The 24,278-nt window shown below is 58.1% G+C and carries 24 protein-coding genes, 4 tRNA genes and 2 pseudogenes; 21 read left to right on the top strand and 9 right to left on the bottom strand.

Annotated elements, in window-relative coordinates; all coding sequences use genetic code 11:
* Positions 1–11: 11 nt before the first annotated feature.
* Entirely contained in the window at positions 12–299 is a 288-nt protein-coding gene (locus D3F01_RS11870; protein ID WP_005921120.1) for a zinc-ribbon domain containing protein, read from the bottom strand.
* A gap of 315 nt (positions 300–614) precedes the next feature.
* On the bottom strand, positions 615–1,811 hold the full coding sequence (locus tag D3F01_RS11865) for an acetate kinase (protein ID WP_097771307.1): 1,197 nt from the start codon (positions 1,809–1,811) through the stop codon (positions 615–617).
* A 183-nt stretch (positions 1,812–1,994) separates the two neighbouring features.
* On the opposite strand from D3F01_RS11865, the gene D3F01_RS11860 reads away from it, so the two are divergent.
* The 7 genes from D3F01_RS11860 to D3F01_RS11830 all read left to right on the top strand — a co-directional run bounded on the left by D3F01_RS11860 (position 1,995) and on the right by D3F01_RS11830 (position 10,199).
* Positions 1,995–3,221: a nucleotidyltransferase family protein gene (locus tag D3F01_RS11860; RefSeq protein WP_242888913.1), complete on the top strand. Its 1,227-nt coding sequence runs from the start codon at positions 1,995–1,997 to the stop codon at positions 3,219–3,221.
* 124 nt (positions 3,222–3,345) lie between these two features.
* Positions 3,346–4,665: an NAD(P)-dependent oxidoreductase gene (locus D3F01_RS11855; protein ID WP_242888911.1), complete on the top strand. Its 1,320-nt coding sequence runs from the start codon at positions 3,346–3,348 to the stop codon at positions 4,663–4,665.
* Positions 4,666–4,864: 199 nt separating this feature from the next.
* Positions 4,865–6,415: a DUF1538 domain-containing protein gene (locus tag D3F01_RS11850; protein WP_242888909.1), complete on the top strand. Its 1,551-nt coding sequence runs from the start codon at positions 4,865–4,867 to the stop codon at positions 6,413–6,415.
* Between the two features lie 12 nt (positions 6,416–6,427).
* The gene (locus tag D3F01_RS11845; RefSeq protein ID WP_242888907.1) at positions 6,428–7,102 is read left to right on the top strand and encodes a P-II family nitrogen regulator; all 675 of its coding nucleotides are present in this window, start codon (positions 6,428–6,430) and stop codon (positions 7,100–7,102) included.
* A gap of 154 nt (positions 7,103–7,256) precedes the next feature.
* Complete coding sequence (locus D3F01_RS11840; RefSeq protein ID WP_242888905.1) at positions 7,257–8,126, top strand: YitT family protein; 870 nt, start codon at positions 7,257–7,259, stop codon at positions 8,124–8,126.
* A gap of 142 nt (positions 8,127–8,268) precedes the next feature.
* Positions 8,269–9,249: an alpha/beta hydrolase gene (locus D3F01_RS11835; RefSeq protein ID WP_242888903.1), complete on the top strand. Its 981-nt coding sequence runs from the start codon at positions 8,269–8,271 to the stop codon at positions 9,247–9,249.
* A gap of 11 nt (positions 9,250–9,260) precedes the next feature.
* Positions 9,261–10,199 carry a nucleoside hydrolase gene (locus D3F01_RS11830; protein ID WP_242888901.1) on the top strand — a complete coding sequence of 313 codons (939 nt, stop codon included), beginning with the start codon at positions 9,261–9,263 and terminating at the stop codon, positions 10,197–10,199.
* Positions 10,200–10,269: 70 nt separating this feature from the next.
* Here D3F01_RS11830 and D3F01_RS11825 read toward each other — a convergent pair whose 3' ends face one another.
* Together D3F01_RS11825 and D3F01_RS11820 are read right to left on the bottom strand one after the other, a co-directional pair.
* Positions 10,270–11,889: a phospholipase D-like domain-containing protein gene (locus D3F01_RS11825; RefSeq protein WP_242888899.1), complete on the bottom strand. Its 1,620-nt coding sequence runs from the start codon at positions 11,887–11,889 to the stop codon at positions 10,270–10,272.
* Positions 11,890–11,901: 12 nt separating this feature from the next.
* On the bottom strand, positions 11,902–12,519 hold the full coding sequence (locus D3F01_RS11820; RefSeq protein WP_242888897.1) for a C39 family peptidase: 618 nt from the start codon (positions 12,517–12,519) through the stop codon (positions 11,902–11,904).
* A gap of 145 nt (positions 12,520–12,664) precedes the next feature.
* Between D3F01_RS11820 and udk the strand changes: the two are divergent.
* Positions 12,665–13,293, top strand: a pseudogene (gene udk / locus D3F01_RS11815) (uridine kinase).
* Positions 13,294–13,378: 85 nt separating this feature from the next.
* Here udk and nifU read toward each other — a convergent pair.
* The 4 genes from nifU to D3F01_RS11795 all read right to left on the bottom strand — a co-directional run bounded on the left by nifU (position 13,379) and on the right by D3F01_RS11795 (position 16,101).
* The gene (gene nifU, locus D3F01_RS11810) at positions 13,379–13,828 is read right to left on the bottom strand and encodes a Fe-S cluster assembly scaffold protein NifU (protein ID WP_005934520.1); all 450 of its coding nucleotides are present in this window, start codon (positions 13,826–13,828) and stop codon (positions 13,379–13,381) included.
* 1 nt (position 13,829) lies between these two features.
* On the bottom strand, positions 13,830–15,047 hold the full coding sequence (locus D3F01_RS11805; protein ID WP_242888895.1) for a cysteine desulfurase family protein: 1,218 nt from the start codon (positions 15,045–15,047) through the stop codon (positions 13,830–13,832).
* Between the two features lie 158 nt (positions 15,048–15,205).
* A complete protein-coding gene (locus tag D3F01_RS11800; protein ID WP_117533711.1) occupies positions 15,206–15,637 on the bottom strand; it encodes a hypothetical protein in 432 nt (143 codons plus the stop codon).
* Between the two features lie 140 nt (positions 15,638–15,777).
* Positions 15,778–16,101, bottom strand: coding sequence for a rhodanese-like domain-containing protein (locus D3F01_RS11795; protein ID WP_097771319.1), 324 nt, complete (start codon positions 16,099–16,101; stop codon positions 15,778–15,780).
* A 139-nt stretch (positions 16,102–16,240) separates the two neighbouring features.
* Here D3F01_RS11795 and D3F01_RS11790 point away from each other — a divergent pair, with 139 nt between their 5' ends.
* The 5 genes from D3F01_RS11790 (at position 16,241) to D3F01_RS11770 (ending at position 18,735) form a co-directional block, all read left to right on the top strand.
* Positions 16,241–16,690, top strand: a complete 450-nt coding sequence (locus D3F01_RS11790; RefSeq protein WP_005934524.1) for an Rrf2 family transcriptional regulator — start codon at positions 16,241–16,243, stop codon at positions 16,688–16,690.
* Between the two features lie 71 nt (positions 16,691–16,761).
* A tRNA-Trp gene (locus tag D3F01_RS11785) sits at positions 16,762–16,837 on the top strand.
* 284 nt (positions 16,838–17,121) lie between these two features.
* Positions 17,122–17,198, top strand: a tRNA-Asp gene (locus D3F01_RS11780).
* Positions 17,199–17,201: 3 nt separating this feature from the next.
* A tRNA-Thr gene (locus D3F01_RS11775) sits at positions 17,202–17,277 on the top strand.
* Positions 17,278–17,517: 240 nt separating this feature from the next.
* Positions 17,518–18,735 carry an iron-containing alcohol dehydrogenase gene (locus D3F01_RS11770; protein ID WP_097771321.1) on the top strand — a complete coding sequence of 406 codons (1,218 nt, stop codon included), beginning with the start codon at positions 17,518–17,520 and terminating at the stop codon, positions 18,733–18,735.
* Positions 18,736–18,948: 213 nt separating this feature from the next.
* Here the strand turns inward: D3F01_RS11770 and D3F01_RS11765 are convergent.
* Positions 18,949–19,024: transfer RNA gene (locus D3F01_RS11765), tRNA-Thr, on the bottom strand.
* A 465-nt stretch (positions 19,025–19,489) separates the two neighbouring features.
* Between D3F01_RS11765 and D3F01_RS11760 the strand changes: the two genes are divergently transcribed.
* The 8 genes and pseudogenes from D3F01_RS11760 to D3F01_RS16035 all read left to right on the top strand — a co-directional run.
* Entirely contained in the window at positions 19,490–20,356 is an 867-nt protein-coding gene (locus tag D3F01_RS11760) for a DUF6017 domain-containing protein (RefSeq protein WP_242888893.1), read from the top strand.
* Between the two features lie 4 nt (positions 20,357–20,360).
* On the top strand, positions 20,361–21,188 hold the full coding sequence (locus D3F01_RS11755) for a ParA family protein (RefSeq protein WP_347568004.1): 828 nt from the start codon (positions 20,361–20,363) through the stop codon (positions 21,186–21,188).
* Positions 21,145–22,074, top strand: a complete 930-nt coding sequence (locus tag D3F01_RS11750; RefSeq protein ID WP_242888889.1) for a ParB/RepB/Spo0J family partition protein — start codon at positions 21,145–21,147, stop codon at positions 22,072–22,074. The genes D3F01_RS11755 and D3F01_RS11750 overlap by 44 nt, the downstream gene beginning before the upstream one ends.
* A gap of 59 nt (positions 22,075–22,133) precedes the next feature.
* The gene (locus tag D3F01_RS11745; protein ID WP_242888887.1) at positions 22,134–22,583 is read left to right on the top strand and encodes a hypothetical protein; all 450 of its coding nucleotides are present in this window, start codon (positions 22,134–22,136) and stop codon (positions 22,581–22,583) included.
* 8 nt (positions 22,584–22,591) lie between these two features.
* Positions 22,592–22,723 (top strand): hypothetical protein, encoded by a 132-nt coding sequence (locus D3F01_RS15980; protein WP_005945994.1) that lies wholly within the window; start codon positions 22,592–22,594, stop codon positions 22,721–22,723.
* A complete protein-coding gene (locus D3F01_RS11740) occupies positions 22,710–23,147 on the top strand; it encodes a DUF3846 domain-containing protein (RefSeq protein WP_347568003.1) in 438 nt (145 codons plus the stop codon). The genes D3F01_RS15980 and D3F01_RS11740 overlap by 14 nt, the downstream gene beginning before the upstream one ends.
* 24 nt (positions 23,148–23,171) lie before the next feature.
* Positions 23,172–23,633: a PcfB family protein gene (locus tag D3F01_RS11735; protein ID WP_242888883.1), complete on the top strand. Its 462-nt coding sequence runs from the start codon at positions 23,172–23,174 to the stop codon at positions 23,631–23,633.
* Positions 23,630–24,157: pseudogene (locus tag D3F01_RS16035) on the top strand (type IV secretory system conjugative DNA transfer family protein); the annotation flags it as partial. The gene D3F01_RS11735 and the pseudogene D3F01_RS16035, both read left to right, overlap by 4 nt.
* Between the last annotated feature and the right edge of the window lie 121 nt (positions 24,158–24,278).

Here is a 24,278-nt window from a genome sequence, read left to right as displayed (position 1 = left end):
AAAATCAGCGCTTAGTTCTGCTTCATACGAGCGAAGCAGTCGGAGCAGTAGACCGGACGGTCCTCACGGGGCTGGAAGGGAACCTTGCAAGCCTTGCCGCAAGCTGCGCAGACAGCATCGAACATCTGGCGCTCACCGCTGTTGCTGCGTGCGCCGCCGTTCTTGCGAGCGTCACGGCAGGGCTTGCAGCGCTGGGGCTGGTTCTCAAAGCCGCGAGATGCGTAGAACTCCTGCTCACCAGCAGTCCAAACAAACTCCTTGCCGCAGTCTTTGCAAACTAAAGTCTTGTCTTCGAACATAGTAGTATCTCCTCTTTGTTTAGTTCTTGCCCGCGGAAGGATTGTAACCATACCTTTGGTTTTTAGGGACCATCGCGCTGATCGTAAGCTACCAGGGGCTTGAATGATAGAACATCCTCTGGTTGAGGACTTCTCTATTGTACCGTTCTTTTTTTGATTTGTCAACCAAAAAACAAACCTTCGCCTTCATTTTTGTGCATTCGGCCCAATTAGACAGGGTTTGTGCCCCGGAAAACAGCAAAAGGGAGCGCGCCCCCATTCAGAAGCGCGTTCCCTTTTTATTGCATTGTAAAAACCGCGTAAAATACAAACGGCTTACTTCTCGACAACTTCCTTGGTGTCGCGGGCGATCATCAACTCCTCATCGGTAGCAATGACCAGCGTGCGGACCTTTGCGCCCCAGGCAGTGATCTCACAGACATCGCCCTGGATGTGCTTGTTCTTGTCGGTATCGATGCGGATGCCCAGCCAATCCATGTGGTGGCAGATCTTTGCACGGGCAACAGCATCATGCTCGCCGATGCCGCCGGTAAAGACGATGGCATCCACGCCGCCCATGGCGGCAATGTAGCTGCCGATGGTCTTCTTGATCTGGTAGTTCAGCATGTCAGAAGCCAGCTGTGCGCGCTTGTTGCCGGCCTCGGCTGCCTCCTCCACATCGCGCTTGTCGCTGGAGACACCGGAGATGCCCAGCAGGCCGGACTTCTTGTTCAGGATCTCGTCCAGCTCGTGGCCGGTGATGTTCAGGGTGTACTTCAGGTAGTTGACCACAGAGGGGTCCAGGTCACCGCAGCGGGTGCCCATCATCAGGCCGGCCAGCGGGGTCATGCCCATGGAGGTATCCACGACCTTGCCCTGGTCCACAGCGGCAATGGAAGAACCGTTGCCCAGGTGGCAGGTGATCAGCTTCAGGCGCTCAATGGGCTCCTCCAGATACTCAGCAGCCTTGTGTGCAACATACTTGTGGCTGGTGCCGTGGAAGCCGTAACGGCGGACACCGTACTTCTCATAGTACTCGTAGGGGATGGCGTACATATAAGCCTTCGGGGGCATGGTGCTGTGGAAAGCGGTATCGAACACAGCGACCATGGGGATGTTGCCGAACACCTTGCGTGCAGCCTCAATGCCCAGGATGCCTGCGGGGTTGTGCAGGGGGGCCAGGGGGCTCAGCTCCCGGAGGGTATTGATGACTTCATCGGTGATCAGGCAGCTGGCCTTGAACTTCTCGCCGCCGTGGACAACGCGGTGGCCGATGGCGTTGATCTCGCTGACATCGTCGATGCACTTGCCCTCGCCGGTGGTCATCTTCTTCACAACCTCAGCAAAAGCCTCAGTGTGGGTGGGGAAGATCGCCGGGGTGGTGGCCTTGTGGCCGTTGGCCTCGTGGGTGATCATGCTGCTTTCCATGCCAATGCGCTCGCACAGGCCCTTGCACAGCACCTTCTCGCCGTCCATATCGATCAGCTGATACTTCAGGGAAGAAGAGCCGCAGTTAATAACCAGAACTTTCATCTTCTTGTGCCTCCATATTCTTTTCGGTTCGCAGATGCGGACAGAATTTTACAGATTCCTAGAAATATTATATAATAGGTTCCAAGGGTTTTCAAGCCGCAACCGGGCAAAGGGTTCCACAAAGTATCCATGCTTTTTTGTACACCCTGCCCACAAATGGAAAGAGACACAGGTTATTTCTGTATGAACGATATAAATTTCACAATGTATAAGCTCGCCGGGATCATTGCCGAATACGATCCCTTCCACAACGGCCACGCCTGGCAGCTGCAGCAGGCAAAGGCACTGGGTGCCCGGCGGGTGGCGGTGGCCATGAGCTGCGGGCTGACCCAGCGGGGCGCGCTGCCCCTGCTGCCCGAAAGCGTGCGGGTGCAGGCTGCGCTGACCTGCGGGGCCGACCTCGTGTTCGCCCTGCCCGCTCCTTATGCCTGTTCCGGAGCGGAATGCTTTGCCCGGGCCGGGGTGCAGCTGCTGGCCGCCGCCGGGTGCGACGCTCTGGTGTTCGGGGCCGAGACTCCGGATGCGGCGCTTCTGATGGAAGCCGCCCGGGTGCTCTCCGGCGCGGAATACCGCAACGCCCTCAAGGCCCGGCTTGCTGCCGGGGCCCGCAGCTTTGCGGCAGCCCGGCAGGCAGCGGTGGAAGCAGTCTGCCCGGGCACCGGCCTTGCCGCCCTGCTGGACAAGCCCAACAACAATCTGGCCGTGGAATACTGCAAGGCTATTCTGGAGCTGGGGGCTTCTCTGGTGCCGATCCCCCTGCCCCGGCAGGGTGCCGGTCATGGGCAGGCCCTGACCGGATCAGGGGGGCAGTTTGCCAGTGCCAGCGCCCTGCGCACGCTCTGGCAGAACGGCGGAGCTGATGCCGCTGCTCCCTATGTTCCGGCGGAAGTCCTGCCGCTCTACCGGGAAGCCTTTGCCGCCGGGCAGTACACCGATCTTGCGGCCGCCCAGCGCTGTCAGCTGGCGCTTCTGCGCAGCCGGTGCGCAGGAACCGCGCCGTTTGCCCAGGTACGGGGCATTTCGGAAGGTCTGGAGCACCGGCTGGAAGCCGCCGTGCGTTCCAGCACCACCCATGCGGAGCTGCTGGACAGCCTGACCACCGTGCGCTACCCCCGGGCACGGATGCGCCGCCTGGCCATGGATGCCGCTCTGGACTATCCTGCCGATGCCTTCCCCGCCCTGCCGCCCTATCTCCACCTGCTGGGGGCGCAGAAGGATGCCCTTCCCCTCCTGAAGGCTGCCGCACTGCCGGTGTCCCACTCCCTTGCACGGCTGGCCGAGCAGAACGCCCCCTGCCGGGCGGTGGTGGATGCACAGCTGCGAGCCTGTGATTTTGGCGCGCTGTGTCGTAAAAAACCGGAGCCGATGGGGGGCGCACTTCGTCAAAAAATTATCTTTTTGACGAAATAGCAAAATTTTCTCCTGAAATTTTTACATTTCCACACTTGTATCCCGGCAGCGGTTCGGTGTATCATAATGATAGTATTGGATACAACGAAGCGTCCCCAGCCTGTGGGACAAGAGGAGGAACTCCATGGCATTACACGTTCTGGACGAAGCCAACCGCTGCCTCGGCTGCAAAAAGCCCATGTGCCAGCAGGGCTGCCCCATCCACACCAACATCCCCGAGGTCATCCGTCTGCTCAAGGCAAACGAGCTGGATGCCGCAGGCCGGATGCTGTTTGAGAACAACCCCCTGACCACGGTCTGCTCTCTGGTCTGCAACCACGAGAATCAGTGCGAGGGCCACTGCATCCGCAACCGGATGCCCAGCCACGATCCTGTCCACTTTTCCATCATCGAGGACTATATCTCCACCACCTATGCCAACAAAATGACCAAGGGCCCCGCCCCCAGGAACGGCATGAAGGCCGCCGTGGTGGGTGCAGGCCCTGCCGGCCTGACCATTGCCGTGCTGCTGGCGCGCTGGGGCTACGATATCACCATTTTTGATGCCCGGGATAAGATCGGCGGCGTGATGCGGTACGGCATCCCCAACTACCGCCTGCCCGACAGCGTGCTGGACGATTTCCAGTACCGCCACCTTGAGCTCAAGGGCATCCATGTCCGGCCCAACACCACCATCGGCAAGACCATCACCATCGACGACCTGTTCCGCGACGGCTACAAGAGCGTGTTCATCGGTGCCGGTCTGTGGAAGGCCAACGCCATGCACATCAAGGGTGAGACCCTGGGCAACGTGGCCTTCGGCATCGACTATCTGGCCAACTCCAAGGCCTTCCGGCTGGGGGACGACATCGCCGTGATCGGCGTAGGCAACTCGGCCATGGACTGCGCCCGCACCGCCATCCGCAACGGTGCCCGCCATGTCACCTGCTATGCCCGCCGGGACGAGAGCTGCATCAGCGCCTCTGAGTACGAGGTCAGCTATGCCAGGCTCGAAGGCGTGGGCTTCCGCTTCTGCAAGGCCCCGGTGGAGATCCGGGAGAACGGCCTGATCTGCCGCGACACGGTCAAGAACGAAGAGGGCAAGTTCGTGCAGGTGGAGGGCAGCGAGACCTTCTACCCCCACACCGGTGTCATCGTCTCGGTGAGCCAGGGCTCGGAGAGCAACCTCGTCAAGACCACCACCGGCATCGAGACCAACCAGAAGGGCCTGCTGACCGTCAGCGAGGACGGCAGCACCACCCGCGAGGGCGTGTTTGCCGGCGGCGATGCCGTCATGGGTGCCCGTACCGTGGTCGAGGCCGTGGCCATTGCCAAGCAGGTGGCCGAATCCATGGACAAGTACATGAAGAGCCTGCCTGCAGATACGACCCCCGATCCCTACGCCGACATCCCCACCTTCCAGACCCCCACCTCAGACGTTCTGGGCAAACAGGAAGTCAAATAATGCTTTTCCCGCCCGGCTGGTCTGTCCCGCCGGGCGTTTTATTTCTCATCAGGTTCCATTTAATTTCCAATTTGTAAATTTTGCATTCATTTATCCATCTTTACCGTTTCTTAGTTGACCCCCTCTTTCGTTTTTCGGTATACTATTCATATATCCGCACATTTTTTGTACGCTGCGGAAATATTTTCTCGAAAGGTCGGTGGACATTATTCTCAAGGCATCCATCCCCAAACTGCGGGAAAAATTATTGGAAGCGCTTCAGGCGGTGCTGCCCATCGTGGCCATCGTGCTGGTGCTCTGCTTCTCCATTGCTCCCGTCTCCCCCAGCATCCTGCTCTGCTTCCTGCTGGGCGCGGCTATGATCATTGTGGGCATCATGTTCTTTACGCTGGGCGCGGAGATGAGCATGAGCCCCATGGGCGAGCGGGTGGGCGCAATGCTCACCAAAAGCCGGAGCGTGCCGCTCATCATCGGTGTCGGCTTTCTGCTGGGCTTCCTCATCACCATCTCGGAGCCCGACTTACAGGTATTGGCCAATCAGGTGCCCTCCATCCCCAACATGACCCTCATCCTCTCGGTGGCGGCAGGCGTGGGGCTGTTCCTCGTGGTCGCCTTCCTGCGTATGCTGGTGGGCATTGCCCTGCCCAAGCTGCTGGTGGTGTTCTACGGCCTCATCTTTGTGCTGGCCGCCTTTGTGCCAAAGGAATTTCTTTCCGTGGCCTTTGATTCCGGCGGCGTGACCACCGGCCCCATCACCGTTCCCTTCATCATGGCGCTGGGTGTCGGCGTGGCCGCCATCCGTTCCGACCGCCATGCTGCGGACGACAGCTTTGGTCTGGTGGCGCTCTGCTCCATCGGCCCCATTCTGGCGGTGCTCATTCTGGGCATTGCGTTCCAGGCCAGCGACAGCACCTACGTTCCGCCCATCCTGCCCAACGTCAGCGATTCCGTGGAGCTGTGGCAGCTCTTCCACGAGGGTCTGCCCACCTACATCAAGGAGATCGCCACCTCCCTGCTGCCCATCATCGCCATGTTCGGCGTGTTCCAGCTGGCGGCCCTCAAGCTCGACCGGCGGACGCTGGGCCGCATCAGCGTGGGCCTTGCCTATACTTATCTCGGTCTTGTGTTATTCCTCGCCGGCGCAAACATCGGCTTTATGCCAGCCGGTAATTATCTGGGTCAGGTACTGGCAGGCCAGAGCTTCCGCTGGCTGCTGGTACCCATCGGGATGCTCATCGGCTACTTCATCGTCAAGGCCGAGCCCGCTGTCTATGTGCTGAACAAGCAGGTCGAGGAAGTGACCGACGGTGCCATCTCCGCCAGCACCATGGGCGCGGCCCTCTCGGCAGGCGTTTCCCTCTCGGTGGGTCTTGCCATGGTGCGGGTGCTCACCGGCATCTCCATCCTGTGGTTCCTCATCCCGGGCTATGCCTTTGCCATCGGCATCTCCTTCGTGGTGCCCAAGCTCTACACCGCCATCGCCTTTGACGCGGGCGGCGTTGCTTCCGGCCCCATGACGGCCACCTTCCTGCTGCCGCTGGCACAGGGTGCCTGTGTGGCCGTGGGCGGCAATATCGTCACCGATGCCTTCGGCGTGGTGGCCATGGTCGCCATGACCCCCCTCATCACGGTGCAGCTCATGGGTCTGATGGCCCAGCTCAAGCAGCGCAGGGCCCGGCAGGCACAGCCTGTGTCCGCCGCCGCGCTGGCCTTTGCCGACCTGCCGGATGATGCCATCATCGAGCTGTAAGGAGGTCCTGCTGTGAATACTTTATACTGGCTCGTCACCATCACCGACCGCCACTCCACCGATGCCTTTCTGGCCCTTTACGAGGAGCACGGCATCACGGTCAGCCTGCGCACGGTGGGTGCAGGCACGGCGGTGCGGGAGACCCTTTCCACCCTGGGGCTGGAGCAGACCGAAAAGGCCGTGCTCTTTGCCATGATCACCGCCGAGACCTGGCCCGGCCTGCAAAAAGACCTGCGCCGCAAAATGCGCATCGATGTGCCGGGCACCGGCATCGCGTTCATCATCCCGGTCAGCAGCATCGGCGGCAAGCGGGCGCTGCAATTCCTGACCGAACACCAGACCTTTGCACTGAAGGAGGAAAGCACCTTGAAGGATACCCGCTATGAGCTGCTGCTCGTCATTGCCAATCAGGGCCACACCGGCTCCATCATGGACGCGGCCCGCGCCGCCGGAGCTGGCGGCGGCACCGTCATCCACGCAAAGGGCACCGGCATGGAGGGTGCCGCCCACTTTATGGGGGTGGAGCTGGTCAATGAGAAGGAGCTGGTGCTCATCGTGTCCCGCACCACCCTGAAAAACCAGATCATGCAGGCCATCATGCAGGGGGCAGACCCCAGGGCGGGAGTCATCGTGTTCTCCCTGCCCGTGACCGATACGGCGGGTCTGCGGCTGCTGGACGAGGAGTAACGGCCTCGCCCTCTCAGGCGCTTTGCGCCAGCTCCCCCAAAGGGGGAGCCCTTGGCAGCCACATCAATCCCGCTGTTCTGATGGGAAGCAACCGCATCGGGTGGATTTTCTTGAAGTTTTCCTGTATTATAAGGATAGTATGGGAGGTACTGCTATGAAATCTACTCGTCGCTGGCAGCAGCTTTTGCTGAACAGTCTGGCTATCATCCTGGGCAACGCACTGTATTCGCTGGCGGTGGCCCTGTTTCTGGAGCCCGCCGGGCTCATCACGGGCGGTGCCACCGGCATCGCGCTGGCCTTCGGGCGGCTGACGGGGCTCTCCGTCTCCGGTTTCCTCTTCCTCTTCAACATGTCCATGCTGGTGTGGGGCTGGGCGGTGCTGGGCAAGAAGTTCGCGCTGAACACCCTTGCCAGCAGCGTGCTGAGCCCCGCCTTTCTGGGGCTGTTTGAGCGGCTGCTGGACGGCCGGGTGCTGACTGAGGATATCTTCCTCTGCACCATCTTCTCGGGTCTGGGCATCGGCGTTGCGCTGGGCATGGTCATCCGGGCGGGCGCTTCCACAGGCGGCATGGATATCCCTCCGCTGGTGCTGCAGAAATGGTTCCGCTGGCCGGTGTCCATCACCATGATGCTCTTTGATATCGTCATCCTGCTGGTGCAGGCAGCGTTCAGCCAGCCGGAGCAGGTGCTCTACGGCATCGTGCTGGTCATCACCCACACCATCGTCATGGACAAGATGCTGATGCTGGGCGACAGCCGCACCGAGGTCAAGATCATCAGCACCCGGTCGGATGAGATCCGCACCGCCATTCTGGCTGAGATCGACCGCGGCGTGACCGTGCTCCACGGCGAGGGCGGCTACACCGGCGAGCCCAGCGAGGTGCTGCTCAGCGTCATCTCCAACCGGGAGCTGCCCCGGCTGGAAAAGCTGGTCCATTCCATCGACCCCGCCTGTTTCCTCATCGTCAGCCGTGTGACCGAAGTCAGCGGCCGGGGCTTCTCGATGGAAAAAGAATACCAGTAAATCTCCTTGACAGTGTTTCTGCTATCTGCTATATTGATATCGGAATAACAAAGTCGATTTTGGGCTTTCGCACAGGGACCCCCCTGCTTTTCGGGGTTATCTGTACGAAGGCCCGTTTTACTACAGGAAAAAGGAGCCAACTATGAAAATCACTCAGATCCCCATGGGGACCCACAATGCCCAGCTGACCTGCTACCTGCAGGATCCCTGCACCGAAATGCCTGCTCTGGATCGCTGCCCTGCGATCCTGATCTTTCCGGGTGGAGCCTATGCCTTCTGCTCAGACCGGGAAGCCGATCCTGTAGCGCTGGCCTTCCTGAACGCAGGCTACAACGCCTTTGTGCTGCGGTACAGTGTCTCCCAGAACTGTCCGGTGGAGGAGGTCTATACCAATGCCTTTGCCGAGGCGCAGGAGGCCATGGACTACCTGCACCAGAACGCAGGCGACCTGCACATCGACCCGGAGCAGATCGCCGTGGTAGGCTTCTCTGCCGGCGGGCATCTTGCCGCCTCGGTGGGCACCATGGGCCGGGTCCGTCCCGCGGCCATGCTGCTGGGCTACGCTGTGTTCAGCGTCCCGGGCAAGGCGTTGGGCATGGAGCTGCCGGACCTGCTGCAGCAGGTGGATGACCAGACTCCCCCTACCTTCCTTTTTGCCACTCAGGGCGACCATCTGGTGCCCGCCACACAGTCCCTGCAGTTTGCCACCCTGTTGGCAGAGCGGAAGATCCCCTATGAGATGCATATCTTTGCTTACGGCGACCACGGCTTCTCCACCGGCAGCCGCCACATTGCCAATCCCCAAAACCCGGAAAACCCGGAATCCGCAGTGTGGCAGGGCATGGCACTCGGCTTCCTGAACCACATTTTCAACCACGACGTGCTGGTGCCCGCCCCGGAGGAAGTCAAGGAATTCTGTCTTGATATGAAGATCGGCACCCTGCTGGACACTCCTCAGTCCGCTGCCCTAATCCAGCAGCTGCTGCCGGAGCTGGCCCAATATGTGCAGCAGGAGCCCGGCTCCCGGGGCATTTCGGTGAATGATCTGCAATTCTACAGCAACAAAATGTTCGATGAAGAAAAGCTGGCCGCACTGAACGAAGCTCTGGTAAAACTGAATTGAGGTAACACCACATGGAACGCTCTGAACTTCTTGCGCGGCTGGGATTTGCACCGCCGGAGGCCTGCCGGGTGCGGGTCATCATTGACACCGATGCAAAAAACGAAGGCGATGATGACTTTGCCATCCTGCACCATCTGCTCACTCCGCAATTTGATGTGCGTGGTATCTGTGCCACCCATTTCGAGATCAAAACCACCCAAAGGGGTCTGCCGCCCCACAGCATGGAGCGCAGTTACCAGGAGGTATGCCGCCTGCTGAACGCCGCACACATCGACGATGTTCCTGTTCTTCATGGCTGTACTGCCCCTCTCGCCTCCCCGGAGGATGCTCCCGACTGTGAAGCCGTCGAGTTTCTGATCCAGGAGGCTCTGCGGGATGACCCGGCTCCCCTGTACATTGCGGCCCAGGGCGCTATGACAAACATTGCCGCCGCCCTGAACCGTGCCCCGGAGATCGCGTCCCGCATGACGGTGCTCTGGAACGGCGGCGGCCCCTATCCCGCCGGACGACCGGAATTCAATGTTCAGCAAGACCCCATCGCCTGCCGTGTCCTGTTGGACAGCGCTGTCACGGTCTGGCAGATCCCACAGGATGTCTACGCCAGATTCGAGGTATCCCTTTCCGAATTGGCGCTTCGGGTACGGCCCTGCGGCGAAGTGGGAGCCTATCTATTTCGGCAGCTGATGGACGAGTACCCCTCCGAATACGATCCCCGTTTTCCTCTGCGCACCGGGGGCAATTGGACTTTGGGCGACAACACTACCGCCGCCGTCCTGCTGGAGAATGGATTCCGGGGGCACTGGACACTCCGCCCGGCCCCTGTGCTCCTGCCCAGCCTGACCTATGCTGAAGCTCCTGACCGCAAAACCATCCGTGTCTATCACGATCTGGATGTTCGTTTTGCACTGGAAGATTTTTATTCCAAGCTGGCGCTGTGCTACCCCAGATAAGGATCATACAAAACAACAGCCCCCTCGGGTCATAATAGCCTGAGGGGGCTGTTGTTCTGTAATTCAGCTGTTACAGCAGCGGTGCAATGACCTTGAGCAGCATTCCGGCGGCACGGAGCAGATACTGCTTCTGCCAGATGCTGGCCGAGGTATTTTCCACCGTGCGGCACTGCTCCAGCGTGTGCTGGAAATCCTGCTCAATGTCCCGGATACAGGGAGCATCCACCATCCAGACGGCATCCTCAAAGTGATGGTACAGGCTGCGGTAGTCCAGATTGATGGTGCCCACCACTGCTTCCCTGCCGTCCACCACGAACACCTTTGCATGGACAAAGCCGGGGCTCCACTCGCTGATCTTCACGCCCGAATCCAGCAGGGCCGAATAGTGGCTCCTTGCCAGTGCGTAGGGGAACCGCTTGTCCGGCTTTCCGGGCAGGATCAGGTGGACATCCACGCCCCGTTCAGCGGCAAATTTCAGGGCGGTCTCCAGTTCGCCGTCCAGGATAAGGTAGGGGGTCATAATGTGGATGTAATCCCTGGCCCGGTTGAGCAGGTCGATATAGACCATCTCGCCCACCCGCTCGCCGTCCAGCGGACAATCCCCGTAGGGAGCCGCCACGCCCTTTGCATTTTCCGGCACCGGAATGGGCCGGGTCAGGAACTGCTCATATTCCGGCTCCTTCAGGATGCCCCACATCTGCAGAAACTGAGCCGTCAGCGAACGGACCGCCTCGCCCTCCAGCATCACGGCGGCATCCTTCCAACGGCCATGCTTCTGGATGTGGTTGATGTACTCGTCGGCAAGATTCACGCCGCCGGTAAAGCCGACCCGCCCGTCAATGACAAGAATTTTCCGGTGGTCGCGGTAATTGTAATGGGTGGAGACGAACGGCTGCACCGGGCTGAACACCTTGCACTGGATGTTCAGCTTCTCCAGCAGCCGGGGGTAATTGCGGGGCAGGGTGGAGAACTCACAGGTACCGTCGTACATCACCCGGACATCCACGCCCTGCAGCGCCTTGCGGGCCAGCACTTCCAGGATCTTGCCCCACATCAGGCCCTCGTCGATGATGAAATACTCCACAAAGATATATTCTTCTGCCGTTTCCAGCTGGCGCAGCAGTTCCTCAAACTTTGCTTCGCCGCCGGGGAAGTAGGTCATGGCGGTGTTCTGGTACACCGGAAAGCCGCCGCCCCGCCCGTACAGGTACTTTGCCAGCGAAGCCGCGCCGGGTTCAAGCGCTTTCAGCTGCTCCACTGCCTTTTGGCTCTGCGGCAGCCAGCCGCGCAGCTGATCCTCCAGCTCCAGCAGCCGCTTGCGCAGGATGTTGTGCCCGAAATTGCTCTTGACATAGAAGAACATCGGAATGCCCACCACCGGTGCAATGGCAACCACCACCATCCAGGTGATCTTGGCGCTGTTGTCCATCTTGCTGTTGAGCAGGTAGATGACCATGGCCGATGTAACGACCACACTGCCGCCGAAGTAATGGGGCCACAGGTTGCCGAACCACCGGAAGATGCTGAACAGCAGCCCCACCTGCAGCAGCAGGAGGATCAGCACCAGGCCAAAGCGGCTGAAGATGGCGTGGATCACGCCCTTCTGCCCCTTTCTCAGCAGCCGCAGGCCGCCGTCCTCAAACTGATGCACATAGCCCTTGACGTTCTGTTTCAGTTTCTCTGTTTTCATGTTCCGCCTTTCTTATTTCCGCCGCAGGGTCACCGCATAGGAGTCCTGTGCCGCATGGCAGCGCTCCACCAACTCCTTGGGCCGGGCGCAGACCCCGTGGTCATGCCACGGGTCATTGAACCAGTAGTTTTCCTCATCGTAGCCCACCAGCAGCAGGCAGTGCTCGTGGCACTTCCAGGCAAAGTCGGTGCCATCGGCCAGCAGCCAGTGATCCCGCTCCTCGGGCACCGGGGTAAAATCCAGCGTTGCCCAAAACACCACCGGCATTCCCTCGTCAATGAACCGGCACAGCTGCGCCGCAGTCTCACCGCTCACGTCCAGCACCTCGAACCGGTCCGCCGCGCCCTCGTGCTCCAACGCGCTCTGCAAGGCCTGCACGATGCAGGGGGCATAGCAGCCGTACCCGGTGTGGTCGTGGGGGTCGCCAGGGTAGACGAACATCGGGTCAGGCCCGTAGAGCCTGCCCTCCTGTTCCCAGTAGGGGGCGTGGGGCAGGTCGCGCTCAATGAACACGTCCGGGTCAATGGGGATGCCCACGGCCTGCAGCAGCATCACGCTGCTGATGCTCTCGCAGCCGTTCACCCAGCGGGCAGTCTGGTCGATATACGGGGCCGAAACAATCTTTTTCATCAATTTTCCTCTTACTCTGTCAAAAACAGTGGTTTTGTGATATCATAAGCAGTGAGAAACAGGGGTGTTCCCCAACAATATACCTATTATAGCTTATTCTGACCGGTTTTTCTACCGGAATCGGCAGGCGGGAGGATTTTGGGACATGAACAATCTGATCATCGGCATCGCAGGCGGCTCGGGCAGCGGCAAGACCACGCTGGCTTACCGGCTCAAGGAGCGGTTCGGGGAGGACGAGGTGCGTCTGATCTCCCACGACAGCTACTACAAGCGCCACGATGAACTGCCCTTTGCAGAGCGCTGCAAGCTGAATTATGACCACCCGGACGCGTTCGACAACGACCTGCTCATCCAGCACCTGAAGGAGCTGAAAGCGGGCCGCGCCATCGACTGCCCCGTGTACGATTACGCCAACCACAACCGCAGCAGCGAGGTGCAGACATCGAGCCTGCCCCCGTCCTCATCGTGGAGGGCATTCTGCCCCTGGCTGAGCCGGAGCTGTGCAGCCTGTTCGATTACAAGATCTATGTGGACACCGACGCGGACGAGCGGATCCTCCGCCGCATCCTGCGGGATGTCAAGGAGCGGGGCCGCTCGCTGGACAGCGTTATCGCCCAGTACCGCGCCACCGTCAAGCCCATGCACGAGGCTTTTGTGGAGCCCAGCAAGCGCAACGCCGATATCATCATCCCCAATGGCGGTGAAAACGGCCCCGCCATCGAGATGCTGGTCCACCATATCCGCAGCCTGATCCAGAAGGCAAATCTGCGCTGAACTTTCACCGCAGTTCCGTATGATACCAAAAAAGGGGTGGTTCCCGACCGGGAACCACCCCTTTTTATGATTCTGCGGATCCTGCTCAGACCTTGCAGCTCTCACCGCTGCAATGGTCACAGTCTTCTTCCAGCTTGCCCACAATGGGTTCCGGATCAATGCCCTGACGGCGGTAGTAGTCAGACAGGGCAGCCTTGACGGCCTGCTCTGCCAGAACGGAGCAGTGCACCTTGATGGGGGGCAGACCTTCCAGAGCTTCCACAACGGCCTTGTTGGTCAGCTTGAGGGCCTCGTCAATGGTCTTGCCCTTGATGAGGTCGGTGGCCATGCTGCTGGTGGCAATGGCGGCACCGCAGCCAAAGGTCAGGAACTTGACATCAACGATCACGTTGTTCTCGATCTTCAGGTACATGCGCATGATATCGCCGCACTTGGGGTTGCCGACCTCACCCACGCCGTTTGCATCGGGGATCTCGCCGACATTGTGCGGGTTTGCGAAATGCTCCATGACCTTTGCGCTATACATACTTGCCATCTTAGTTTTCTCCCTTCAGGCTGAACTGGCGGGCGGTGTTCTGGCCCTGCAGCCACATACAACTCATAGCACGGCGGCGGGGGATGACCTCCTCCAGCACGTCGCACAGATATTTTGCTTCCTCCATGGTATTCTGCGGGCCAAAGGTGAACCGCATGGAACCGTGGCCGATCTCCTCCGGCACGCCGATGCTCAGCAGAACATGGCTGGGGTCCAGGCTGTCGGAGTTGCAGGCAGAGCCGGTGGATGCGCAGATGTTGTGCATATCCAGGTCCAGCAGGATGGTCTCGCCCTCCAGGCCGGGGAAGCTGATGTTCACATTGCCAGGCAGACGGTGCTCCAGGCCGCCGTTCAGGCGGGCCTCCGGGATGTTCTTCAGGATGCGGTCGATGACATAGTCACGCAGCATCTGCTCGTGGGCCATCCGCTCATCCAGAGCGCCGACCGCCATCTCCAGTGCCTTGCCCATACCGGCGATACCGGCCACGTTCTCGGTGCCGGCGCGGTGGCGGGCCTCCTGGCTGCCGCCGTCGATCAGGTTCTGGGGCCAGATGCCCTTGCGGCAGTACAGTGCGCCCATGCCCTTGGGGCCATTGAACTTGTGGGCGCTCATGGACAGCATATCCACGCCCAGCTCCTTGACATCCACGGGAATGGTGCCAACGGCCTGCACCGCATCGGTGTGCATCCACACGCCGTGCTTGTGGGCGATCTCCGCAATTTCCTTGATAGGCTGGATGGTGCCGATCTCGTTGTTGGCCATCATAATGCTGACCAGCGCGGTATCGGGACGGATGGCAGCTTCCACGTCCTCCGGGCGGATATAGCCCTCAGCGGTGGGCTTCACATAGGTGACCTCAAAGCCCATGCGCTCCAGCGCCGCCATGCTGTGCATGATGGCGTGGTGCTCAAAGGCGCTGGTGATGAGGTGCTTCTTATTCTGGCGGGCCTTGGTGAAGGCAGTGCCCTTCACGGCCCAGTTGTCGGCCTCAGAGCCGCAGCCGGTAAAGAAGATCTCCGCCGGAGCCGCGTTGATGGCTTTTGCCACCTGGGCGCGGCCGGTGTCCACAAACTCTTTGGCCTCATAGCCGATGCTGTAATGGCTGCTGGGGTTGCCGCAGGCTCCGCTCAGGGCCTCGACCATAACAGCCAGTGCTTCAGGGGCGCAGGCAGTTGTTGCGGCATTGTCGAGATAAACCACTTTCTCGCTGATTTCCATAGGAAGAATCCTTTCTAAGCACAATACAGATATCTTTCCGTATTGCCGGGCTTCGGCCCGGTCTCAATACTCTTTGACGCTGACAGTATACCATATCATTCCCTAGTAGGTCAATAGGAATACTCTGATTTCATCATTTCGTAAGATTCTTTGCAAAATCAGCGGCCTTTTCCGGCCAGCTTTCCCAGAACCACCTTCCATTTGGGGTAGCCCCAGCGCCGATCTTCGGCAAAATCGTCGGCCAGCTTCCAGGGGAAGGTGCTGCCATCGAAGTACAGATTGCCCGCTTCGTCCACACGATCCAGCTTTTTGGGCAGGTACTCCTCATCATAATAGCTCTTGCGCTTATCCGGCAGGGCCCAGTGCAGGGTGCCGTCGGCATCCATGCCGGAAGCCCACACACCGAACACAAAGGTCGCCGCCTCGCCGTAGCAGTGCTGCTCAAAGCGGATGGCACCATCATAATAGAATTTGATGACTTCCAGCGTACCGGATTCCTTTTTGCCGTCCCGGCCCAGCGTGGGGCGGTAGTCCTGCTGATACCGGCAGCCGCAATGGGCTCCGGCAAACTTTTTCGGGTCGAACGCCATAAGTGCACATCCTTTCTTTTGCACAAAACTCCCTCCGTCATCGCTGTGCGCTGCCACCTCCCTCTAGGAGGGAGGCTTACCGCACGGACAGGCCCCATCTCAGAGGGGGCTGTCTGCGAAGCAGACTGGGGGAGTTTCCTTTAAAAATGCCCCTCAAAATCGCCCTCGATCTCATACGGCCAGCTCAGGATGCCGCCGAGATCACGCAGGCTGGTGTAGCCCTGCGCTTCCAGCTTCTGTGCGGCATCGGCACTGCGGCGGCCGGTGCGGCAGTAGATCAGCCACTGGGCGTTTTTGTCCGGCATGACCTCCTCCGCGCGGGTCAGCACGTCACCCAGGGGCAGCAGCTTTGCGCCGGGGATATGCCCCACGGCAAATTCGTCCGGCTCCCGGACATCCACGGCCTGCGCCTTGCCTGCATCCAGCAGGCGGATGGCTTCGGCCGGAGTGATCTTCTCTACCATTGTCTCATCTCCAAGTTCCGATAATCTCTCTATTATATGATAACAGACGTTTTTTGTTTCGGCAAGAGAAACCGGCGTTTTCGCTTTGCAAAACCTGTACCGCGTGGTATACTAAAGAGAGAAGCAAGGAGAGTAGACCATGAAATTTTCCACAAAGAGCCGCTACGCCCTGCGGCTGATGGCCGAGTTGGCCCGCTACGCACCGGGCACCACCGTCTCCCTGAAGGAGATCAGCGAGCGGCAGAACCTGAGCCTGAAATATCTGGAACAGATCGTCACCCCGCTGGCCCGGGTGGGGCTTGTGAAAAGTGAGCGCGGCAGCCAGGGCGGCTACCGGCTGACCAAGGCCCCCGCCGACTACACCGCCGGTGAGATCCTGCGTGCCATTGAGGGCAGCGTGGCCCCCATCCCCTGCCTTGGCAGCGAGACCAACGAGTGCCCCATGTCCGAGCAGTGCTTCACCCTGCCGTTCTGGGCCGGACTGGACGAGGTGATCAACCAGTACATCGACAGCGTCACTCTGGAGCAGCTGGCCCAGAGCCTGCCCGCCGCCAAGGACGGCTGCTGCGGCTGCAACACCAAGACCTGAAAATTTATGCTTGACATTTTGCGCCGAATCTTATATAATAAGCAAGCATTCAGCGAATGCAGCATAGATTTAGGGGTATAGCTCAGTTGGTAGAGCAGCGGTCTCCAAAACCGCGTGCCGTGAGTTCGAGACTTACTACCCCTGCCACAAACCTCCGGAACAGCCGTTCCGGAGGTTTTGTTTTTGCGCAGACATACTCCCCCAGTCATCGCTGCGCGATGCCAGCCCCCTCTGGGATGGGGCCTTTGTGCCCCTGCAAAGAGGCTCCCTCATGGAAGGAGTTGGCTGCGAATGCAGTGAGCAGACTGAGGAAGTCCGCCTTTTTCATCTTTTTTGCGGCTTTTTTGTTTTTTCCGCTTGACAAGCCGCCCATCTTCCGGTATAATAAGGCACGTTCCGGCGGTAAACGCCGCACGAACTTGAGCGATCATGGCCCGGTAGCTCAGTTGGTTAGAGCACCAGCCTGTCACGCTGGGGGTCGTCGGTTCGAGCCCGATCCGGGTCGCCATTTGCTGCTATAGCTCAGTTGGTAGAGCGCATCCTTGGTAAGGATGAGGTCTCCAGTTCGAATCTGGATAGCAGCTCCATTGAAAAAACCACTTGAAGTCTTAGAGCTTCAGGTGGTTTTTTGTTTGCCATTTTCCCGGTTTCTCCGGCCGGGAAACCCTCCCTTTCCAGCGAAATGCCCAAAATTGGATCTGATTTTTCCACATTCCGGCAATTGAACTTTTGGATGGTTTGCAGTACACTTTGTGTAAGAGAGTTGGTTATTTTTGTGTCAAACATCCACAAACCAAAGAGTTTTAATTGAATCGGAGGTATTTCCTATGGCTCGTTTTACTCTTCCCCGCGATCTGTACCACGGCAAGGGTGCTCTGGAAGCCCTGAAGTCCTTTACCGGCAAAAAGGCCATGATCTGTGTCGGCGGCGGCTCCATGAAGCGGTTCGGCTTCCTTGACCGCGCTGTTGGCTACCTGAAGGAAGCCGGCATGGAAGTGGAGCTGTTTGAGGGCATCGAGCCCGATCCCTCTGTTGAGACCGTCATGCGCGGCGCAGAGGCCATGCTGAAGTTTGAGCCCGACTGGATCATTGCCATGGGCGGCGGCTCCCCCATTGATGCCGCAAAGGCCATGTGGATCAAGTACGAGTACCCTGAGATCACCTTTGAGGAGATGTGCAAGGTGTTCGGCATTCCGCCGCTCCGCCGCAAGGCCCACTTCTGCGCCATCTCTTCCACCTCCGGCACCGCCACTGAGGTGACCGCCTTCTCCATCATCACCGATTATCAGAAGGGCATCAAGTACCCCATCGCTGACTTTGAGATCACCCCCGATGTCGCCATCGTCGATCCCGATCTGGCCGAGACCATGCCCAAGAAGCTGGTTGCCCACACCGGTATGGATGCAATGACCCACGCCATCGAGGCTTACGTTTCCACCGCCCACTGCGACTACACCGACCCGCTGGCCATCTTCGCCATCCGGATGATCCAGGGCGATCTGGTGGACAGCTACAACGGCGATATGTCCAAGCGTGATTCCATGCACAACGCGCAGTGCCTGGCCGGTATGGCATTCTCCAATGCTCTGCTGGGCATCGTCCACTCCATGGCACACAAGACCGGTGCTGCCTTTGCCGACTACGGCGCACACATCATCCACGGTGCTGCCAACGCCATGTATCTGCCCAAGGTTATCGCCTTCAACGCCAAGGACCCCGAGGCCAAGAAGCGCTATGGTGTCATCGCCGACGAGATGAAGCTGGGCGGTTCCAACGACGACGAGAAGGTCAAGCTGCTCATTGAGTACCTGCGCGGCATGAACGATGCGCTGAACATCCCCCACTGCATCAAGAACTACGGCCCCGATTCCTACCCCACCGAGCAGGGCTTTGTTCCCGAGGAAGTGTTCCTGGAGCGTCTGCCCGAGATCGCAAAGAACGCCATCGGCGATGCCTGCACTGGCTCCAACCCCCGCCAGCCCAGCCAGGAGGAGATGGAGAAACTGCTCAAGTGCTGCTACTACGACACTGAGGTAGACTTCTAATTAAAACCGACATTTTACAGACACTTTTACCTCTTTCCCATAACAACAAAGCCGCAAGCCCTTAACAGGCCTGCGGCTTTGTTGTTTGATGGAGCTCTCAGGCGCTCCGCGCCAGCTCCCCTGACTGGGGCTGCCAGGCTTGCGCTGCTGCAGACGGCAGAGCGATGGATGCAAAAAACCGCCCTGACGGTTTCCCATCAAGGCGGTTTGAGCTGGAGCTGCTATCCAGATTCGAACTGGAGACCTCATCCTTACCAAGGATGCGCTCTACCAACTGAGCTATAGCAGCACAATCACAGCTCAATTATTTTATCACAAGAAAGACTGCTTTGCAAGTGTTTTTTGCAAAAAAATCCGTTTTTTCTGTTCCAAAGCAAAAAAGACACCTGAACAGGTGTCTTTTTTGTATGGGCCAGCCAGGACTTGAACCCGGGACCAAGCGGTTATGAGAACGTCGCTAATTTTGAAATCCCATTTTTCTTGTGAAATCTTGTGACTATCTGATAATTTCATAAAAGTGTCTTTGTGTACTTTGACGTAACTTTTGGTATCTTTTTGCCTCTAAAACGGCTCTTTGTACCCAGAACCGTACCCAAGAATTTTTGGGTACGAAACTCGACACTTACTGTTACTATTTTGGATTTACATGGCTCGCTTTCTAAAATTGAAGGTGAGCTTTTTCATTCGCAGAAATCGGGAAGGAGGTTTTCCACATGAACACACCCATACAGTTGAAAATCCGAGGTCACGCCAAATGACGCTGGACTACTTCTATGGTCAGTCGGGCGAACTGTTTTCCTACTTCCGCATCCCAAAGGCACTGTTCCAAGACTGCCGCTTCCGGCAGCTCTCCACCGATGCCCGGACACTGTACGGCATTCTGCTGGACCGCATGAGCCTGTCGGTGAAAAACGGCTGGTTGGACGAGCAAGGGCGGGTGTATATCATCTACACCGTCCGGGAAGTGCAGAAATCCCTCTGCTGTGCCGAACACAAGGCAGTCAAGCTGTTCCGGGAACTGGAGGACATAGACCTCATCGAGCGCAAACGCCGTGGTCTGGGCAGACCCAGCCTGATCTACGTCAAGGACTTTTCCTCCGGCTTGCCCAAAGCGCAAGTACAGAATTGCCCAAACAGCAATTCAGGTGCTGCCGAAAGCGCAATTCTGGTGCAGCCAAAACCGCAAGCAAATAAGACTGATAAGAATAAAACAGAGTGGAACGATCCTGACCCTATCTATTCCGAGGGCATCCGGGAGCAGCTTGAGGATTATTTTTATCAGGTGTTGGAGGTCGAGCTGCTTCTCCAGCTCTGCCCGGACGAGGAGGACACTATCGACCAGATCGTGGACTTACTTGTGGACACCTGTTCTACCAAACGCAAGATGTTGCGGATTGCCGGAGATGACAAGCCTGCCGAGGTGGTACGCAGTCGGCTGAAAAAGCTGAACGCCGACCACATCCGCTTCGTGCTGGATTCGCTGGCAGAAAACACCGCCCCGGTGCGGAACATGAAGCAATATCTGCTGGCAATGCTCTACAATGCGCCCACCACCATGAACCTCTACTATCAGAACAAAACGAACCACGACTTTGCGCGTGGTTCACCGAAAGTGGGGTGATGTTATCGCAAAGAAAGCTACGATTATCGCAGTCACCAATCAAAAAGGCGGTGTGGGAAAAAGCACCACCTGTGAAAATCTGGGCATCGGGCTGGCGATGGAGGGCAAAAAAGTCCTGTTGGTAGACACCGACCCGCAGGGCAGCTTGACCATTAGTATGGGCTGGCAGCAGCCCGATGAACTGCCCACTACCCTCTCCACCCTGATGCAAAAAACCATGAACGACCAGCCTATCCAGCCCGGTGAGGGCGTTCTTCACCATGCAGAGGGTGTTGACCTTATCCCTGCCAACATCGAACTGGCAGGGCTGGAAGTGGCGCTGGTGAACAGCATGAACCGGGAAAAGATGCTCAAGCAGGTGCTGGACAGTGCCAAACGGGAGTACGATTTTATTCTGCTGGACTGTATGCCCTCGCTGGGAATGCTGACCATCAACGCACTGGCGACGGCAGACGCCGCCCTGATTCCTGTGCAGGCGCAGTACCTGTCCGCAAAGGGTCTGGAACAGCTTTTGCAGACCGTGCAGAAGGTCCGGCGGCAGATCAACCCCAAGCTGAAAATCGAGGGTATTCTGCTGACCATGACCGACAGCCGCACCAACTACGGAAAGCAGATCAGCAATCTGATCCGGCAGGCATACGGGAAACACCTGAAGGTGTTTGAGCAGACCATTCCACGGTCCATCCGAGCGGCTGAAACCAGTGCGGCAGGCAAAAGCATCTTTGCCTATGACCCCAAGGGCAAGGTGGCAGAAGCCTACAAATCTCTTGCAAAGGAGGTGCAGGCGGATGCCGATCGACAGCGGAAACTTAGCTCTGAAAGGGCTAGATGACCTGTTTTCCACCGAGGAAAACCGACAGGAGGAACAGCGGGAGCAGGTACAGCAGATTCCCATTGACGAGCTGCACCCTTTCACCAACCACCCTTTCAAGGTGCTGGACGATGAAGCCATGACCCGGACGGTGGAGAGTATCGCACAGTACGGCGTGCTGGCTCCGCTGATTGCCCGCCCTCGCCCGGACGGTAACGGCTACGAGATCATCTCTGGGCACCGCCGTCAGTATGCGGCTAAACTTGCTGGGCTGGACACCCTGCCGGTCATTGTGCGGCAGATGTCGGACGATGCTGCTGTGATATTGATGGTGGATTCCAACCTTCAGCGTGAACACATCCTGCCCAGTGAAAGGGCTTTTGCCTACAAAATGAAGCTGGAAGCTCTAAAAAATCAAGGTGCTAGGTCGGATTTGACTTCGCCGCAAGTTGCGGCGAAGTTCCGCAGCGATGATGTGGTTGCAAAAGACCAAGGTATAAGCGGTGATACAGTTCGACGTTATATCCGCCTGACCAACCTTGTCCCGGAACTGCTGGACATGGTGGATGAAAAGAAGATTGCCTTCAATCCCGCTGTGGAGCTGTCCTATCTGAACGAAAGCCAACAGCGGGATTTTTTAGAAGCCATGGATGGTACCCAAAATGCCCCATCTGTATCGCAGGCTCAGCAACTAAAGAAGATGGCGCAGTGTGGTGAGTTCACCTATGAAAAGGCGTTTGATATTTTGGGGCAGGAAAAGAAGAGTGAGCAGGACACCGTAACTATCAAAAACGACATCCTGCGAAAATACTTTCCACGCAGCTATACGCCTCGGCAAATGGAAGAAAAAATCATCCAGCTTTTGGATGCGTGGCAGAAAAAACAGCAGCGCCGCAACGAACGCTGACCCGTAACGAAAGACCCGATGGGGTCTTTTTTGTTTGCAAAAATTTGGAGGTAACGCCTATGAACAACACGATTCCTTTTCACTCCGCAGCTCACGCTCCGCAGATCACGGTGGATGTGAACATCCTGACCATGCTGAAGCAGGCGGCATCCTGTTTGACCGAGGCAGCAGGCAAGGATGTGTACCTTGCCGCCATCGGTCCCGACATGGAGCTGACCATTATCATGGAGGAGGATGCCCCCTCTGTTCTGCCTTGTTTTGACGAGGACGATGCCCTGATTTCCGTGAAGGGTGCGCCGCTATTTATCAGCTACAATCCGGCGCAGGTCCTCAAGCTGGCAGGCAAGCGGTACCTGACCGGTCCGGTCATCTTCTACCGCACCGATGGGCACAGCACCATCGTATCCCTGACGGTGGAGGATATTTACCGCTTTCAGACCTATCTGGAAAGCCACAGCACCACCCTGATGGCAGATGGGCAGAAGCTGACCTGCATCTGTATCGACTGAGGTGCGCCATGCTGAACTTTTTTATCGGTTTCGCATTTTTTGAAGCAGGTGCCTTTTTCGGCTTCTTCGTGGCGGCTCTGATGCAGGCGGCACGGAGCGGTGAGATCGGACTGAACGGAAAGGAGGATTCGCATGGCTGAAAACACCTTATCGGTGCTGAAAATTGCGCCGGGACAGCATCCGCAGCAGGTCGAGATCGATAACGACCTGAAGGCTTTGCAGCAGGCTGTGGGCGGCTCCATCGGCGCAAGCTATCCCTTTGCCGACCCGGTTGCCATCGTTTATGCCGATGACGGCAAGCTCATGGGTCTGCCCCTGAATCGTGCCCTGCGGGACGAGGACGGGCAGATGTACGATGCCGTTGCCGGAGACTTTCTGGTGGTGGGTCTGGGCGAGGAGGATTTTGCATCGCTCCCCCCGGAAATGGTGCAGAAGTACGAGCAGCTTTTCCATCAGCCGGAAGCCTTTCTGAAATTGGGCAACCGTCTGCTGGTGTTGCCGGTGCCGGATGAACCTCCCGCAGAAAAGCCCCGCACCAAGCCCCCGGCAGAGCATGACCGCTAAAATCACCCTGCTGCACGGGAGGTGATGGCAGTGCAGGAAGAAATCGAACAGAAGTCATTCAACATTATGATCTCCACCACAAAGCTGTCCGCCCGGACTGTCCTCCGGGCGGTAAAGGCGGCGTTTCGGCTGTACCAGTCCAAGGCATCCCAAGGCAAGCAGAGCGTCCGCACCCTTCTGCGGCAAAACCGGGGCGTGTCCAGCGTGGAGATCAGCAAGACCGGCATCCGTGGGCTGGAACGCTATGCCAAAAAGTACGGCATCGACTATGCCATTCGTAAAGACATCTCCGAAGTGCCGCCCCGGTATCTGGTCTTTTTCAAAGCCCCAGACGCAGAAGCCTTCAACTCGGCGTTCAAAGAGTATTCGGCATCTCTGCTGAATAAGGGCAACCGCCCCTCGGTGCTGGCAAAACTGCATGAACGGGTGCAGGCGGCAGAACTCCCCGGCAAAGTCCGGCACAAGGAACAGGAGCGCGGACTGTGACCACGAAAAAGCTGACAAAGCTGCTGGCGCTGTATCTGCCCTATATTTTGCTGGGGCTTGTGGCAACCAACTTTGGTGAAGTGTGGCGGCTTGCGGAGGGCAAGGAACTGGGCGATAAGATCATGTCCATGATGGGTACAATCCCGGTGGAATTTGCAAACCCTCTGCCCAGCCTACACCCTCTGGATTTGCTGGTGGGCTTGTGCTGCGGTGCAGGGTTACGGCTGGCGGTCTATTTGCGTGGAAAAAACGCCAAGAAGTACCGCCATGGCATGGAGTACGGCTCTGCCCGGTGGGGGACGCCCAAGGATATTGAACCGTTTATGGCTCCCAAGTTTTCCGACAACATCATCCTGACCAAAACGGAACGGCTGATGATGTCCAACCGTCCATCGGACCCCAAGAACGCCCGGAATAAAAACGTGCTGGTGGTGGGCGGCTCCGGCAGCGGCAAAACCCGGTTTTGGCTCAAGCCCAACCTTTTACAATGTCACAGTTCCTATGTGGTCACTGACCCCAAGGGTTACAATAATATAGGACAGAGAAAAAGTCACACGGTAAGACGAAAATCTTCTGCCATGTGGCTTTTTCTGTACCCTATATGAATTTTCCAGAAAGGAGGAAGCCAATGGAAACCAAGAAAAT

The sequence above is a fragment of the Faecalibacterium sp. BCRC 81149 genome, from assembly GCF_022750605.1.
Lineage (GTDB): Bacteria > Bacillota > Clostridia > Oscillospirales > Ruminococcaceae > Faecalibacterium > Faecalibacterium duncaniae.
This window is presented reverse-complemented; position numbering and strand designations above follow the sequence as displayed.